This is a genomic window from Roseivirga thermotolerans, assembly GCF_014653175.1.
Lineage (GTDB): Bacteria > Bacteroidota > Bacteroidia > Cytophagales > Cyclobacteriaceae > Roseivirga > Roseivirga thermotolerans.
Window position 1 is genome coordinate 1,306,375 of sequence record NZ_BNAG01000001.1, and the last position, 15,487, is coordinate 1,321,861.

Here is a 15,487-nt window from a genome sequence, read left to right on the forward strand (position 1 = left end):
TTGCTAGCCTTCAATCAATATACTTGAGGCCTCTGTTCGTCTTAGTGAAAGTTGATACCCGGCCACACCAATGGCTATTGGACCACCCCAGGGGGCAGTTAGTTCCAACGAGATTTCAGTGCCCGGCAAACAGCCCATTTCCATCAGCTTTACCGATAGTACCTCATCAGTAAAACCTTTGATAACGGCTTTTTCATGAAGTTTTAAATGGGTAACGTTTCTCAAGACTTTATTTAGATTAATTATAAAGAGCGGCAAGTTAGCTGCGAAAAACGGTTTAACAAAACCTTTAATACTATTTGTCAGGGCTTAAAATCCATTCGGAATGTTTAAGTGGTTGCCAGGGCATTTTGGCCAGATCTACCTCCGGATCAATAAGCTGAACGAGCGGTTCTTTGTTTAGGCTCACAAAAGCTTCGGCTCTTATTTCAACATCGCCAAAACCCTCCTTCTCGTATTTTTTATGCAAGTAGCGTGCAAACTGCCATATCATGTCCGGATGCCCAGGCAAAGAGGCCGACTGCTGGGCGGTAAGGTGTTGTTTAGGGTTAACTATCCAACTCGAGTCGGCCTGAGGAGAGTATACAGTATAGTTGGTATAGCCTGATTTATAACGGAGCATCATGCGCCAGGCAAGCCGATGCCCTTCTTCAGTGTAGAACACATCGCCTTTGTACAGATGGTGTCTAACAGGTAGGTAAATTTGATGCGCAAAGTAGACTACAAAAAGGGCCACCAGGCCAATGCAACTGGGAGTGAGCGATGGAAGGCTTTTCTCTGTGGTGATAATAGGCTTCTTTTTAAAGAAGATGCGTCTTATGGTTTCCGGCTCAAAGAAGAAGACCATGAGGGCGATCATGAGGTAGGGAAAAATGCCAATGTGGAACACTAAGGAGTTGAATAAGTTAAAAACGATGGCTAGTACAAATGCTGCTTTTCGGGTCTTTTTCCAGAGCAACAAGTAAACAATACAGGCATCGAACAAAATACCACCATAAATTACCAATTGCTGAAGCCAGTCTTTTTGAAGCCAGGGGCCAATTAACCAGCGGTTTCTTTTGCCAAGAAAATTCATGGCTATGAAGTCTGCGTTGAGCCAACCAGGATACAGCTTATGAGCAGCTGCAAAAGTGAAGACTATCCACAATTGAACAATAAAAATGGTAATGCACCACCTGGGGCATGTGGTAGATACTACCGAATTCCACCGTTTTGCATCTCTTGAAGCATAGGCATGAGCCGGCACTATAAGCATGAACAGGCTCAGGAGTATAAGGAGGTAATAGTGGTTGTTGTAATGCGATTTTTGCATCCAATACACCAAAGTCCAAAGAATCGTAAAGAGTCCTACCCCCATTCGATAGTAGTAGCCAAACATAATCATCAGACCACAAACGGACATGGCATAAAAATAAACGTACATCCACGGTCCGTCAGGAGGTTGCAGCCATTCCATGCCTATTAATGTAAAATTAAATTCAGGCTCTATGAGGGCTCTCTTTACCCATCCGGTAAGTGTAGCTACAAAGCACTCCAAAAAGACCAGCGCTCCAAAACAAATTCTGAATAGAATAAGCGGTGAATTATCTACAGGTTGAAATTGTGATTTTAGCCAGTTCAATGCTAAGTTGAATTATTGAAGTCAAGTTAAGGTTAAAGTGGTATGGCTAAAAGTAAAATGAAGGCTTTGAGCAAAAAGTTAAAAGAAAAAGAGAAGGAAAGTAAGGTAAAGCACTATACTGCCGATAATGACTCTCTGGATTTTGGTGGGTTGCCTAAGGATAGGGATCTGAAAAAGAATATAGGCTGCGGGGGCTAGTTATTCCGAATAGAACACACGCTTTACACGGCTACTCACGTTGGTCAGTATTTCGTAAGGGATGGTGTGTGCCCATTCGGCTAGTTGGCTCACGGTAGGTTCGTTTCCAAACACAATCACCTCGTCTCCTTCTTTAGCTTCTATGGCCGTCACGTCAATCATGGTCATGTCCATGCATACATTGCCTATAGTGGGGGCTGGTTGTCCCTTAATGCAAACAAAAGCCTTGCCCTGGCTGAAGGCTCTCAAATAGCCATCAGCATAACCTATGGCAATTACTGCAACAACCATGTCTTTTTCAGCTTTGCCTTGCCTGCCATAGCCTATGGTTTCACCGGCTTTCACCTTTCTTATTTGTGAGATTATAGTTTTTAATACTGCAGGGCGTTGCAGGTGGTTTTGGTATTTATGATTAACCTCCACCCCGTGTAATCCAATGCCAAGTCGAACCATATCGAGCTGATGCTCAGGAAAACGTGTAATACCCCCTGAGTTGAGAATATGCCAAAGCGGTTTGTAGTTCAAAAGCGCTGACAGCTCAGAGGCCATTTGCTTGAAACTTTCAATCTGTGTTAGGGTAAAATGGTTGTGCTCATCTTCATCGGAGGCGGCCAAATGAGAGAATATGCTGTTTACCCGAATGCCCGGATTATAGCGCAGATATTCTTTCAGACTTTCCAGGTCGGTTTGGTTAAAGCCCAGGCGATTCATTCCGGTGTTTAGAATGAGGTGAACTTCTAGTTCTTTTTGAAAAGCATTGTAGGCCTCATGAAACTCACGAAGCAGGGACAATGAATATATTTCAGGTTCCAGCTTATACCTTATCATATTGAAGGCATCGTCCACATTGGGATTCATTACCATTATAGGACTTTTGATGCCGTCTTTGCGCAAAGCTATACCCTCATCGGCATAAGCCACCGCCAGGTAGTCTACCTTATTGTATTCCAGAAGACGCGCCACTTCACTGCTGCCCGACCCATAGGCAAATGCCTTAATTACTGCCATGATTTTGGTGCGAGGCTTTAGTAGCGAACGGTAAAAGTTAAGATTGTGCCGAATGGCATCCAGATTGATTTCGAGAACTGTGTGGTGCACTTTCTCTGTGAGCACTCGAGATACTCTTTCTAATGCAAACTGACGAGCCCCCTTGATCAAGATGAGATGATCTTTCAGGTCTTCCAGGTCGTCCGACTCCAGAAGTGCTTCAGTGTTGTTGTAAAACCTTGCTTCCATATGAAAGGCTTTATGTGCCTCCTTTAGCTGAGGGCCAACGGCAAACAGTTTTTCAATTCCCTTGGCCATTAGAAGCTCATTGAGACTTTCCAGGTCGGCCTTCCCAATGTTGGACTGTATGAAGTCTGAAAGAATTAGTGCCTTTTTGTGGAACATGTGTTGCTGCTCCATAAAGCTTAAGGCTTTACCCAAGCCTGCCAGATCGTTGTTATAGGTGTCGTCAATAATCTGATTGCCCCTTACACCGCGTTTTAGTTCCAGACGCATTTTCACGGGCTTTATCTTGTTAAGCCCTTCCTGAATTTTATGCAAGGGGGTTTGGCAATAGAGCGCAGCAATTATACAGTGTGTAAGGTTTTGCATGGAGGCTTCATCTGTAATGGACGTGCTAAAGGTTAGCCGCTGTCCATTCCATTGAACTGACAATTGACCCGGACTATGGCTTACTTCAATCTCGGCCCGACCTTTTCTGGACCACGCCAGTTTATGCCCGGCAAACACTTTGTCGATTACTGCAGCAAGTTCTTGCTGATCAGCCTCGTAGATCAATACATTACTCCTTTTAAAGAGTTTGAGCTTTTCACGAATTTTTTCTCCTATAGAATTGAAATTCTCCTCATGAGCAGGTCCAATATTGGTGAAAATACCGAGGGTAGGAGCAATCATGAGTTCCAGACTATCCATTTCTCCGGGTTTAGAAATACCTGCTTCAAAAATGCCCAGGTCAAACCGATTGGAGAGTGGCCACACGGAGAGTGCTACGCCCAACTGAGAGTTATAACTTTTAGGATTGGACAGTGTATATTGGGTTGGTGCCAATATGGCGGTAAGCCATTCTTTGACAATGGTTTTGCCGTTGCTGCCTGTTATACCAATTACCGTTTGCTTAAAGGCACTTCTTTGGTAAATGGCGAGTTGTTGAAGGGCTCGGAGACAAGATTCAACCCGTACCACATTGGCATGATCTGGCAGTTCCACTTCTTCATCGACCAGAAAGTGCCGGGTGCCTTGTGCTGCCAGACCCGAAATAAACTGATGTCCGTTGGTATGCTGCCCTCTTAAGGCTACAAATAGCTCGGTCTCTCTAAAAGTGGCCTGCCGACTGTCAAAACAAATGGTTTCGAAAGTGGGGGTTGTGGTTTTAGACAACAACGTGCCACCAGTGATTGCTACCAGTTGATCTATTTCCAATGGCTACAGGTTTAAAAGAGTTTTGCCCCGTTCGGAACAGGTACGTCAGGAGCACAAAGTACTACATTTCCATCCGAGTCAGGAAAGCCGGTAACTAAAACTTCAGAGATCATTTTTCCAATTTGCTTGGGAGGAAAGTTAACCACCGCCAGCACTTGTCGACCAATTAATTCTTCTGGAGTGTATCGTTCCGTAATCTGTGCGCTCGTCTTTTTATGACCGATTTCTTCTCCAAAATCTACGACCAGCTTATAGGCCTTTTTACGAGCCGAATCGTTTATTTCGGCCGAAATAACAGTACCTACACGTATTTCCACTTTCTCAAAATCGTGCCATTCAATAAGGTTCATATGACTTACAAACAAAAAAGGTTTGACAATTGGTGTAATTCGATAAACAAAATTATTTGCCTAACGTTAAGCTAGTTACAATTTTTGATTAATTTAGGCGTCCAGTATTTAAAGTATGGCTCAAAAGATATCAGTTTTTACTCTCTGTTTACTAGGAATTGCTTTCCTCAACCAGGCTGCTTTGGCTCAGGAAGAGGGAGGTTCAGTAGATAAAACCGAAAATGTACAAGTGTCTCCCGTAGATTCTTTAAGCACTATGGAACGGGGAGAACAAGAATCTGTATCTGAGCCAGTCACTACACCTTTCAATATTCCTTCCAACGAATTGAGAAAGACGAAACCCCAGCCCGTGAATAAAGTGAATACTGGCGATAAAACAACTCCTGAGGGACAGGTAAAACCAAAGGAAAATAAACAAGAGGTTTCCTTTAACATCATCTACTACCTGATCTATAAGTTCAAACAGGTCGATAACTAGACTTCTTTTCTTTTACCAACCATTCAAGTAATTACTTTCTTTGTTTTTGCAATAGTGTTGCAATGCTGTATACCTTTGCCGCATGATTCAGCGGTCGCTTTATAGTCTGATCTTCTTTTTATCTGCATTGGCCCTTATGGCTCAGGAGAACTGCTCCTATTCACTCAAGGGAAAAGTAAAGGCCGCTATAACCGATGAAACTATACCGTTTGCTACGGTCATACTCAAAGGCAACACAGAACTCTCGCAAGTATCTACAAGCAACGGTAGCTTTAATTTTTCAGGCCTGTGTTCTTCAGAGGTTATTCTTACTGTACGATTCGTTGGTTTCCAGACTTACTCCGATACATTGACCCTAAGTTCGGGAGGTAATACCGTTGAAGTATTGCTTCAGGAGAATGTACATGAACTAGAAGAGGTACTGGTGATAGAAGAGGGGGTTGAAGAGGTAGCTACAATTGCCCGGGCGGAAGTAAACGCGAAGGCTCTTGAGAAATTAGGAGGAGAGTCGTTGGGTAAAAGCCTTTCAGGCCTATCAGGAGTGAATATGTTGCAATCGGGTCCCACCATTGCCAAGCCGGTAATTCATGGGTTACACAGCAACCGAATACTAATTCTTAACAACGGTATCCGCCAGGAGGGACAGCAGTGGGGGCAGGAACACGCTCCTGAAATCGACCCGTTTGTGGCAAATAACCTGAGGTTGATAAAAGGAGCAGCGGCTGTTAAATATGGTTCCGATGCCATTGGAGGAGTTATTCTTGTTAATCCGGCCGAGCTGCCCCGAAGCGAAGGATTGTCAGGAAAGGCAAGTATGGTTGGTGCGAGCAATAACGGAATGTATGCTGGCTCTATGCTTGTTGAAGGAGGGCTGAAAGGGCTCAGAGGTTTTGGGTGGCGTTTTCAGGGCACTTACAAACGGGCTGGCGATGCCAGCGCACCTCAATACAGACTTACTAATACGGGAACCCTTGAAAGAAATTTTTCGCTTGGTGCAGGGTATCATACCGATGCTTTGGGGGCAGAGCTATTCTATAGCAGTTTCGATGCTGAAATTGGCATTTTGAGGAGTGCTCACATTGGCAATCTCACCGATCTTGAGCGGGCCATAGGACGAGATAGGCCTCTTTTTGTGGAGGATTTCAGTTATACGATAAATAATCCTTATCAGGCCGTAAATCATCAGTTGCTTAAGGCCAATGGGCATATGACCCTCGAGAATATTGGTGAGCTATCAGCTCAATATGGGTTACAAATTAATAGAAGAGAGGAGTTCGATATTCGTAGGGCAGGGCGTTCTACAATTCCTGCCCTTGCACTCGATTTATATACGCATACCATCGACCTGGACTTTGATATGTTGCCTCAGGGAAGCTGGAAATGGGATGTGGGAGCAAGTTTTATGTATCAGAACAATGAAAATGATCCTGAAACAGGGATTAGACCACTTATTCCGGATTTTGAAAACTGGACTGCCGGAGCACATGTAATCTCGCGGTTCATTCAAACCAACTACGAATTAGAAGCCGGGGCAAGGTATGACTTTAGACATTACCTCATCAAACGGTTCGATCGAAACAACAATCTGTTAAAGCCGGAGTTCGATTTTAGCAACCTCACAGGCTCGGTGGGAGCACTGTTTTTCCTTTCCAATAATCTTCAGCTAAGAACCAACATTGGCACAGCCTGGAGAGCACCTCATGTCAACGAACTATATAGCGAGGGGCTTCATCATGGTGCAGCGGCTGTAGAAGAAGGGAATCCCGAGCTTGAGAGTGAAAAATCAGTAAAATGGATAACCAGTCTGGAAAAGAATACGGAGAAGCTCGCTTTTAATTTTTCAGGATATATCAACCTGATTACAGACTATATTTATCTAAGGCCAGAAGATGTGGCTCTGACCATACGTGGTGCTTTCCCTGTGTTTCGATACAGGCAAACCGATGCGCTTCTTACCGGAATAGATGCAGATGTTAGCTATAAAATTAGTGACCGGCTGGAGAACAAAAGCAAACTCTCCGTTATTTATGCTCAAGACCAGCGCCTGCGATCGCCACTTATAAATATTCCGGCCAATTCCGTATCAACTGCTTTGGAGTACGCTCTTAATTTAAAGGGCTTTGAGTCTTCTCATATAGGCTTTGAACTGGCCTTTACAGATAGACAGAGAAATGCACCCCGAGTGGTTTCAATTGCTGAAATTTTGGAGGCTAATGAAAGCGATTCGGACTTGTTTGCGTCAGATCAATCGGTTTTCGATATTCTGGATGTACCCGGAGCGTATGCCCTCGTAAACCTGGAGGCAGGTTTGGAAAAAAGGCTTAGAAATTCAGCACTTCGCGTCAACCTGGCGGTTACCAATCTTTTTAATGTGGAATATAGAGATTATTTGAACCGGTTCAGGTACTATTCGGCTGAGATGGGGCGCAACATTACCCTGCGGTTGAATTACGAGTTTTGAGTTAGAACCAGAAAGAAAAAGCCTACTTCAGCAGGCTTTCAATGTCTTTGAGCGTCAGGTTACCCTCGTAGTATGCCCTTCCGAAAATAACGCCTTTCACTCCAATATCTTCCAGTTTCTTGATGTCATCTACAGAGCGAACCCCGCCACTGGCTAAGAGGTGTACGTTGGGGAAGGTTTTAACCAGATGTTTGTAAAGGTCAAAGTTAGGGCCCTCTTCAATACCGTCTTTGTTCACGTCAGAACACTTCACGTATTTAATACCCCTCATGTAGAAGTAGTCTATATGCTCTTCTACATCGGTATTGGTTGCTGTTTGCCAGCCTCTGATGGTTATTTTACCATCTTTGGCATCGGCTCCAAGTGTAATTTTCTCGCGGCCATAAGACATAAGCCATGAAGAAAACAACTCTCGCTTGTTTATAGCTACTGAAGAGGCGGTTACTGAGGTAGCTCCGTGTTCGTAGGCTTTCGAAATGTCACCGTCAGTTCTTATACCCCCACTGAAATCTACCTTCAGGTCGGTATAGCCCGCAATCATTTGCAGTATGTGGTAGTTAATAGGAGAGCCCTGGCGTGCGCCATCAAGGTCTACAATATGAATTTTCTGGATGCCATAATCTTCAAATTGTTTTGCAATATCTACAGGGCTATCCTGATACACAGTTTCTCTTGAATAATCGCCCTGCTTTAATCGGGTAAGCTTTCCGTTTATTATAGATATTGATGGTATAATCTGAATCATGGTTATTGAGCACTTTAAAAGCGGCTAAAACTAGTAATTTTTTAACCAGAAAAATGAAGCCCAACTTTAATTATTTATTAAAAGCCGGTTGAATAAACTAGTAAAAAATACAGCTTCCTGCAAGCTTTATGCTATGAATCAGTTGGTTAATTGGGCATTGGTAATGAGTTTGAATCCAGAGCCGTGCAGTGTCATGATCTGTACAGAAGGGTCTGCCTTTAGGTGCTTTCGCAATTTGGCAATATATACGTCCATGCTTCGTGCATTAAAGTAGGAGTCGTCTCGCCATATTATTTTTAGTGCCGTACTTCGGTCCAACGGCTGGTTTAAGTGAAGGCAAAGTAGTCTTAGAAGCTCCGATTCTTTAGAGGTAAGTTTGGTTTGGTCATTTCCATGCATGAGCAGCTGCTTATCATAGTCGAAGTGAAATGAGCCAAAGTGAAACTCCTTCTGATCAGAAATTTGAGGGTTCTTTTCTGCTGTTCTTCTCAAAATTGCCTGAATTCGCAATAGCAATTCTTCCATGCTGAAAGGCTTGGTAATGTAATCATCGGCCCCAATTTTGAACCCTTCGATTGTATCTTCTTTCATTGATTTGGCCGTGAGAAAAATAATAGGGGTTACCGAATCATTTTTCCGTATTTCCTTAGCCATAGAAAAGCCATCTTTTTTGGGCAGCATAATATCGAAAAGGCACAAATCGAAGGCCTCTTTTTTAAACGTTGAGAGACCTTCTTCTCCATCTCTGCAAAGTTTGGTTTCGTACCCTTTTAGGGTAAGATATTCGTTGAGAATCTGCCCCAGATTGGGGTCGTCTTCAACCAGCAAAATTTTAAAACTAGCCATGAGCAAACGGTAAAAATACTTTGAATGTGCTTCCTTTTCCGGGTTCACTCTTTACACTTACTGAACCCTGGTGCATATCTACAATGTTTTTGACATACGAAAGGCCTAACCCAAAGCCCTTTACATCGTGAACGTTTCCTGTAGATACACGATAAAACTTGTCGAATATTTTCTGAGTGGCCTCCTTAGACATGCCAATTCCTTTGTCAGATATTTTAATGATCACTCCTGTAGAAATACTTTCTGTGCGAATGTGAATTTCCGGAGCATCGGGCGAGTACTTATTGGCATTGTCCAACAGGTTATAAATTATGTTGGTGAGGTGCACCCTGTCCGCCTCAATCACTGAATTGGAAGCGAGTAATTGGCTGGTTATGGTACCTCCCCTTTTTTCTACCAATATGGTAATGTTCACCAAGGCCTTTTCTATAATGTCGTGAACATCTGAAAGCTCAAATTTGAGCCTAAAGTCTTTTTTATCCAGGCTGGCAATTTGAAGTACCTTTTCAACCTGCATTCCCAGGCGCTTATTCTCATCTCGGATTACCTGTACATAACGGTCAATAATGGCCTTGTTGCTTTTAATATCATCATCTTGCAAAGCTTCTGTAGCCAAAGACACTGTTGCAATAGGAGTTTTAAACTCATGGGTCATATTATTAATGAAGTCGTTCTTGATATCCGAAAGCTTCTTTTGCCGCAGTATTACCATAATGGCATAGGCAAAACAGCCTACCACAATAAACATGAGTAGGCCTGAGGCCGAAAGCGGCAAGAGGGCCTGTTTTAAAAGGTAGTTGCGTTCGTTAGGAAAATCAATGGCCAGAAAATAGTCTTTCACCTCCAGATCCATGGGGAACAGATTGGCCTTTAAAGGAGAAGATTTTATGCTTTCGGCATCTTCTTTAACATTGGCATTCAAGAGCTTAAGCTCGTCTTTGGCGCGGTCTATAATGCCATAGTTATACTCCAGGTCAATACCACGGTTGGTTAGTTCCCTGCGCAGCAGAGTGTCCAGGTCGGCAGGGTTTACACGCTCAAAAAGATTGTTGCTTCCCATTAGATGTTCCAGCCAACTCTGTTTGAGCATGTCCATGCGCTGGTTCATTTGGCGTTCCATGAGCAAACGCTGGCCATTATCAGTAGGAGGCATGGGGCCATAGCCCATGGGAGGTTGGTTTACAAAAGCATTAAAATTGAAAGAAAAAAGAATTTCGCCCGCTTGTTCGTTTACCTCAACCTGTAACATGCTGTTAAACACCTCTTCTATGTTTTGAACCTGGGCATTGCCAGCCCGCTCATAGGCGTTGTTGTTGGCAAATCTGTTAAGGGTGTCTCTCAGAGCTTCCAATCGGTTTTGCTGAATAGGCATTATGCGATTGGCATCGCGCTGCAGAAAATTATAGTCGTTTTGTATGGCCAGTTTGTAGGTCACTTCGTTGAGCGCATCGTTAACCGCTTTGGTAAAACGCTCCTTATTCACTGCGCTTACCTCATTGATCCAGTAAAACTGGAACCCTATGAGCCCGAGCAGTGCTACACTCAACAAACCAATCAACCAACGAATCTTTCTCTGAGTCACGCGACTAAATTACGGCTAAATAACAGGCCTAAAGTGCTGCTTAACAATTATTAACATCGTTTAACCGGCCTTTAACAACGTTTTGCAGCTCTGCCCAGTAATTTAGCATAGTCAAAACAAGAAACTATGAAAAGGTCAATTTTCCACCATTTAAAGTTACTGCTGGGTATGTTTGCCCTGTTGCTGGTTGTGGGCTGCAATCAGGCAGTGCAGGCTCAGAATGAACAGATAAAAGAGAGCCAGTCTGTTTCAATATCTACTACCGAAGAGGGAAAAATCAAGCTGAAAGTAGTGCAAAAGAGGGGCGATGATGAAACTACTTTTGAAAAGACATACGATTCTTATGAGGCCATGCAAAACGACCCCGATTTGGAAAAATACGGCATTAATAAAAATGCATTAGGCTTTACCGGAAGCATGGGCAAACCTCAATTCTTTTTCCACAATGGGCCGGCTCAGGGTTTTTGGAACGATGATGATTTCTCCATGGCTCCTTTTAGAGAAATGGAAGAGCGAATGAGAGAAATGATGGAGCAGTTCGGCCACAGAGGTTTTGCTTTTGGGTTCGATGATGATGACTTCATGAATATGGACTCATTGGTGCAGCGCTTTAGTTTTAAAAATGACAATGGCCGGTTTTTCTTCAACGGGAAGGAAATTACCGATATGGACTCGCTAAAAGAGGTTATGAAAGACAAGTTTAAAAACTTTCATTTCGATTTCGATTTTGGCGATTGGGAAGACGATTCTTTTGGAGCTTGGGGCTTTAGCCATGACGATGATGACGTAAGAGTAATTACACGAGCCAAAGTAATGGTGAAGTCGGCTAGTGAAGAAGATAAAAAAGTGGTAGGAACCGAAAACATGGAAGCACTGGAGTTGAGGGACATTAGTTTCTACCCCAATCCAAGCGATGGCCGCTTCGATGTTGAACTAAAAACGAAAGCCGATTCCCCCATTCAGGTGATAATTGTAGATGACAATGGCAATGAAGTCTTTAACAGAGTCGGCCGTCCGCAGGCCGGAGAATATAAATTCAACGTAGACCTAACGCACGAAGGCAAAGGCATTTACGTTATGAAATTGATTCAAAACGACAAAGCGCTTACCAAGCGAGTGGTAATCGAGTAAATTTTAGTTTTAGTTGAGTATTTCGAAGAGGAAGCCGGTCAAGCTTCCTCTTTTTATTTTATGGCTCTATATTTGGCGCTCAATTAGAAAATTATGGAATTAGTGAATGGCCGATACAATATTCAAGGGATTGACTTAGAGTCTCTTGCTGAAGAGTTTGGCACACCCGTATATGTGTATGATGCGGCCAAGATAAAATCGCAGTTCGATCGTCTTTCCGGAGCTTTTCCTCAGGTAGACCTCCGAATTAAATATGCCTGTAAATCGCTTACTAATATTTCCATACTTAAGCTATTGAAGAGTTATGGTTCTGAGTTAGACTGTGTATCGGTTCAAGAAGTAAAATTGGGTTTAAAGGCAGGTTTTAGCCCTGAGCAAATATTATATACCCCAAACTGTGTTTCGTTTGAAGAGATCCAGCAAGCGGTAGAACTGGGGGTGATGATAAACCTCGACAATATCTCGCTTCTTGAGCAATTCGGAAACAAGTACCATAATACGGTTCCCGTTTGCATTCGCCTCAATCCTCATATAATGGCCGGAGGCAACAAGAAAATCAGTACGGGACATGCCGATTCCAAATTCGGTATATCTATCTACCAAATAGCTCACATTCTCAAGGTGGTTTCTACCTACAACATCGATGTGGTAGGGCTGCACATGCATACAGGTTCCGATATTTTAGACGCGGAGGTGTTTCTAAGAGGAGCCGAAATTCTTTTCGATGCGGCCAAAAACTTCGATGCCCTTCGGTTTATAGACTTTGGTAGCGGTTTTAAAGTAGCCTACAAAGAAGGAGATATTACAACCGACATAGAGGAAGTGGGGGCAAAGCTGTCTTCGGCTTTTGTGCAGTTTTGCGAGACCTATGGTAAAAAACTCGAAATGTGGTTTGAGCCCGGTAAATTTCTGGTAAGCGAGGCCGGTGTTTTTCTGGTGCGGACCAATGTGGTTAAAACAACTCCCGCCACAGTTTTTGCGGGCGTAGATTCAGGATTAAACCACCTCATCCGCCCCATGATGTACGATGCCTACCATGAGATTGTAAACATTTCGAACACCTCTGGCACAAAACGTGTATACACTGTGGTTGGCTACATTTGCGAGACCGATACTTTTGGTTTAGACAGAAAATTGAGTGAAGTAAAAGAAGGAGATATTCTGGCCTTTAAGAATGCCGGAGCCTATGGCTTTAGCATGGCTTCTAACTATAATTCACGCCTGAGACCGGCCGAAGTATTGGTGTATAACGGCAAGGCCCACCTGATTAGGCAAAGAGAAACCTTCGATGATATTCTGCGAAATCAGGTAGAGATAGATATCTAATTTCAGGGCTTCAGAAGTCGGTTTTTCGACTTGCTAAGCCAATTAATTACCCGTTTTGCAACGTGAAAATTGCGAAACTTCATTAGTTTAGAAAATTCAAGAAGAAACGCGCTTATGAACACTAAGAAAATGACTTTACTAGCCCTGTTTGGAGGGTTTTTGTTAGCCTCTTTCTCATTTAAGTCAGTCGACCAGAGCGATGCACTGAAAAAAAGTATGGCAGCCGGAAAGACTACATACGATGCCGTATGTTTGGCCTGCCATATGGACAAAGGCCAGGGAATTCCTAATGTTTTTCCTCCTTTGGCCAAGTCTGACTACCTGATGAAAGATGTAGACCGCAACATTAAAAACCTTATTCAGGGCTTGAGCGGAGAAATAACCGTAAACGGTAAAAAGTACAATCAGGTAATGCCTGCCTCTGGCTTAGACGATGAGGATATAGCCAATGTATTGAACTACGTGATGAACTCGTGGGGCAATAAAGCTGAGAAGATGGTGACTAAAGAGCAGGTAGCCAAAGTAAGAGCAAGTCTCAAATAAGCAAGTATCCGAAAAATAATCGGTCGAGAAAGCAGTTAACACTTTGAAACCTGTAGTGCATTTTTGCTTAATGAATCAGTGGATGAGAAGTATGACTGCTTTTTTGTTTGTATTGCTGTTTTGTGCTCACGGATGTAAAAGTCCGGAAAATGATACCAATCCGCAATTCAGCGATCAGGAAGTGTCCAATGCCTTTGGCCGGGCTCAGGAACAAGCCCAGATTCAGATTCCTCAGTTAGACGAAGCTTCTGGGCTGGTCAATAGCCGATCCAATCCGTTTTACTTTTGGTCTCACAACGATAGCGGAGGAAACCCTCAGTTTTTTCTGTTTACTCAGACAGGAGCCGATTCCAGTCGGCTTATTCTTAACGGGGCTCAAAATGTTGATTGGGAAGATATGGCCATTGGCCCGGGTCCTGTAGATCAGGTAAATTATTTATATGCCGCTGATATTGGCGATAACCGTGCGGTTCGGGCCAATTGCGTTATTTACAGAGTGCCTGAGCCGGACCTTACGGTGGCCGATATACCCGCTACCTATACAGTAAATGCAACAGATTACGAAACCATAACCTATCGGTATGCCGATGGTGCCAGAGACGCAGAAGCTTTGTTTGTGGATCCGGCCACACGAGATATTTACATTGTCACCAAACGAGAACCCAGTGTAATTGTCTATCGCCTGCCTTACCCTCAAAGCCTTAGCTCAGAAAATGTTGCTGAACGTGTTGCGGTCATTCCTTTCACTTTTGTTACGGCAGCCGATCTTTCGGCCGATGGAACCGAGCTCTTGCTCAAAAATTATGAAAACGTATACTATTGGAAGCGATCAGCAACAGAAAGTATACAGGAGATGTTAAGCAAAACCCCTCTTAGGTTAAACTATACCAGAGAGCCCCAGGGAGAAGCTATTGCCTGGGACTCCAGCCACAATGCCTATTATACCATTAGCGAAGCCAACGGTTCCTCACCCGTAGTTTTGTTTCGTTATAACAGAAATTGAGCTGCTCTAGCTGGCGCTAATGGTGTTCAGTGTTGCGGTAAAGGCATTGTAATACGACCTGCCAATTGGAATTTTCTTATTGCCCAGATACACATAGCTGGTATCGATGGCCGTAACCGAGTCTACCAATACCACAAACGATTTGTGTACACGCAAAAACCGGTCTTTTGGCAGTCTGTCGGTAATTTCCTTTAGCGACTTGCGTATGGTAAAATCTCTGCCGTCTTTGGCATGAATCGTAATGTGGTTTCCATCGGCTTCAATCCATTCCAAATCCTCATATTTCACCTTCTCCAACAAGCTTTTCTTCTTAATAAAGATGGAGTCGTTGTTATAAGTAGTTGGGTTGTTTTCGGGTAGTCGCTCACCCTGAATACTCGCCAGGCGATTTTTGTTGAACAAGGCCACTTCTATGGCGGCATAAACATCGTCTTTTGTAAAAGGTTTTACAATGAAGCCTAAAGGCTGAGTCTGTTTTGCACGACTAACGGTTTCTTTGTCAGAATAAGAAGTGATATAAACAAAAGGAACTTTATACTGCTCTTTAATAATACCGCCTAGTTCAATACCATCTTGGTCACCCTTAATTTTAACATCGAGCAAGATCAAATCAGGTCGGGAACTTTTAATCGCTTTAATGGCCTGATTGGCCGAATTGGCTATTTCTGTATTCTCATAGCCAAAGATGCCTAGCATCTCTTGAAGATTTTCAGCAATGAATGGCTCGTCCTCAACGATCAATATTTTGGGACTGTTCTGGTAATCGCTGTCCATGA

Annotated in this window: 15 protein-coding genes; 7 read left to right on the plus strand and 8 right to left on the minus strand. The window is 43.3% G+C overall.

Annotated elements, in window-relative coordinates:
* Positions 1 to 3: 3 nt before the first annotated feature.
* Together IE164_RS05595 and IE164_RS05600 are read right to left on the minus strand one after the other, a co-directional pair.
* A complete protein-coding gene (locus tag IE164_RS05595) occupies positions 4 to 225 on the minus strand; it encodes a FeoA family protein (protein ID WP_229838535.1) in 222 nt (73 codons plus the stop codon).
* A 70-nt stretch (positions 226 to 295) separates the two neighbouring features.
* Positions 296 to 1,621, minus strand: coding sequence for an HTTM domain-containing protein (locus IE164_RS05600; protein WP_189629188.1), 1,326 nt, complete (start codon positions 1,619 to 1,621; stop codon positions 296 to 298).
* Positions 1,622 to 1,663: 42 nt separating this feature from the next.
* Between IE164_RS05600 and IE164_RS05605 the strand changes: the two genes are divergently transcribed.
* Entirely contained in the window at positions 1,664 to 1,819 is a 156-nt protein-coding gene (locus IE164_RS05605) for a hypothetical protein (RefSeq protein WP_189629301.1), read from the plus strand.
* Here the strand turns inward: IE164_RS05605 and IE164_RS05610 are convergent, their stop codons facing one another.
* Together IE164_RS05610 and IE164_RS05615 are read right to left on the minus strand one after the other, a co-directional pair.
* Positions 1,820 to 4,246: a bifunctional UDP-N-acetylmuramoyl-tripeptide:D-alanyl-D-alanine ligase/alanine racemase gene (locus IE164_RS05610; protein WP_189629189.1), complete on the minus strand. Its 2,427-nt coding sequence runs from the start codon at positions 4,244 to 4,246 to the stop codon at positions 1,820 to 1,822. It lies immediately after the preceding gene.
* Positions 4,247 to 4,257: 11 nt separating this feature from the next.
* Complete coding sequence (locus IE164_RS05615) at positions 4,258 to 4,596, minus strand: tRNA-binding protein (protein WP_189629190.1); 339 nt, start codon at positions 4,594 to 4,596, stop codon at positions 4,258 to 4,260.
* A 115-nt stretch (positions 4,597 to 4,711) separates the two neighbouring features.
* Between IE164_RS05615 and IE164_RS05620 the strand changes: the two genes are divergently transcribed.
* Positions 4,712 to 5,074, plus strand: a complete 363-nt coding sequence (locus IE164_RS05620; protein WP_189629191.1) for a hypothetical protein — start codon at positions 4,712 to 4,714, stop codon at positions 5,072 to 5,074.
* 82 nt (positions 5,075 to 5,156) lie between these two features.
* Positions 5,157 to 7,535, plus strand: coding sequence for a TonB-dependent receptor (locus IE164_RS05625; protein ID WP_189629192.1), 2,379 nt, complete (start codon positions 5,157 to 5,159; stop codon positions 7,533 to 7,535).
* 22 nt (positions 7,536 to 7,557) lie between these two features.
* Here IE164_RS05625 and IE164_RS05630 read toward each other — a convergent pair whose 3' ends face one another.
* From IE164_RS05630 to IE164_RS05640, 3 genes are all read right to left on the minus strand, one after another.
* The gene (locus tag IE164_RS05630) at positions 7,558 to 8,280 is read right to left on the minus strand and encodes a 1-(5-phosphoribosyl)-5-[(5-phosphoribosylamino)methylideneamino]imidazole-4-carboxamide isomerase (protein WP_189629193.1); all 723 of its coding nucleotides are present in this window, start codon (positions 8,278 to 8,280) and stop codon (positions 7,558 to 7,560) included.
* Positions 8,281 to 8,418: 138 nt separating this feature from the next.
* Complete coding sequence (locus tag IE164_RS05635) at positions 8,419 to 9,126, minus strand: response regulator transcription factor (protein WP_189629194.1); 708 nt, start codon at positions 9,124 to 9,126, stop codon at positions 8,419 to 8,421.
* Positions 9,119 to 10,708, minus strand: coding sequence for a sensor histidine kinase (locus IE164_RS05640; protein ID WP_189629195.1), 1,590 nt, complete (start codon positions 10,706 to 10,708; stop codon positions 9,119 to 9,121). The genes IE164_RS05635 and IE164_RS05640 overlap by 8 nt, the downstream gene beginning before the upstream one ends.
* Positions 10,709 to 10,834: 126 nt before the next feature.
* On the opposite strand from IE164_RS05640, the gene IE164_RS05645 reads away from it, so the two are divergent.
* From IE164_RS05645 to IE164_RS05660, 4 genes are all read left to right on the plus strand, one after another.
* Positions 10,835 to 11,839: a T9SS type A sorting domain-containing protein gene (locus tag IE164_RS05645; RefSeq protein ID WP_189629196.1), complete on the plus strand. Its 1,005-nt coding sequence runs from the start codon at positions 10,835 to 10,837 to the stop codon at positions 11,837 to 11,839.
* Between the two features lie 93 nt (positions 11,840 to 11,932).
* Positions 11,933 to 13,165 (plus strand): diaminopimelate decarboxylase, encoded by a 1,233-nt coding sequence (gene lysA / locus IE164_RS05650; RefSeq protein ID WP_189629197.1) that lies wholly within the window; start codon positions 11,933 to 11,935, stop codon positions 13,163 to 13,165.
* Between the two features lie 114 nt (positions 13,166 to 13,279).
* Entirely contained in the window at positions 13,280 to 13,708 is a 429-nt protein-coding gene (locus IE164_RS05655) for a c-type cytochrome (protein ID WP_229838537.1), read from the plus strand.
* Between the two features lie 91 nt (positions 13,709 to 13,799).
* Entirely contained in the window at positions 13,800 to 14,711 is a 912-nt protein-coding gene (locus IE164_RS05660) for a hypothetical protein (RefSeq protein WP_189629198.1), read from the plus strand.
* Between the two features lie 6 nt (positions 14,712 to 14,717).
* Here IE164_RS05660 and IE164_RS05665 read toward each other — a convergent pair whose 3' ends face one another.
* A complete protein-coding gene (locus IE164_RS05665; RefSeq protein ID WP_189629199.1) occupies positions 14,718 to 15,485 on the minus strand; it encodes a response regulator in 768 nt (255 codons plus the stop codon).
* Between the last annotated feature and the right edge of the window lie 2 nt (positions 15,486 to 15,487).

Excerpts from the sequence above, each read along its gene's own strand:
- IE164_RS05645 (WP_189629196.1), top strand. The coding sequence starts at position 10,835 with ATGAAAAGGTCAATTTTCCACCATTTAAAGTTACTGCTGGGTATGTTT.
- IE164_RS05655 (WP_229838537.1), top strand. The coding sequence starts at position 13,280 with ATGAACACTAAGAAAATGACTTTACTAGCCCTGTTTGGAGGGTTTTTG.
- IE164_RS05660 (WP_189629198.1), top strand. The coding sequence starts at position 13,800 with ATGACTGCTTTTTTGTTTGTATTGCTGTTTTGTGCTCACGGATGTAAA.
- IE164_RS05615 (WP_189629190.1), bottom strand. The coding sequence starts at position 4,596 with ATGAACCTTATTGAATGGCACGATTTTGAGAAAGTGGAAATACGTGTA.
- IE164_RS05635 (WP_189629194.1), bottom strand. The coding sequence starts at position 9,126 with ATGGCTAGTTTTAAAATTTTGCTGGTTGAAGACGACCCCAATCTGGGG.
- IE164_RS05630 (WP_189629193.1), bottom strand. The coding sequence starts at position 8,280 with ATGATTCAGATTATACCATCAATATCTATAATAAACGGAAAGCTTACC.
- lysA (WP_189629197.1), top strand. The coding sequence starts at position 11,933 with ATGGAATTAGTGAATGGCCGATACAATATTCAAGGGATTGACTTAGAG.
- IE164_RS05620 (WP_189629191.1), top strand. The coding sequence starts at position 4,712 with ATGGCTCAAAAGATATCAGTTTTTACTCTCTGTTTACTAGGAATTGCT.
- IE164_RS05625 (WP_189629192.1), top strand. The coding sequence starts at position 5,157 with ATGATTCAGCGGTCGCTTTATAGTCTGATCTTCTTTTTATCTGCATTG.
- IE164_RS05605 (WP_189629301.1), top strand. The coding sequence starts at position 1,664 with ATGGCTAAAAGTAAAATGAAGGCTTTGAGCAAAAAGTTAAAAGAAAAA.
- IE164_RS05665 (WP_189629199.1), bottom strand. The coding sequence starts at position 15,485 with ATGGACAGCGATTACCAGAACAGTCCCAAAATATTGATCGTTGAGGAC.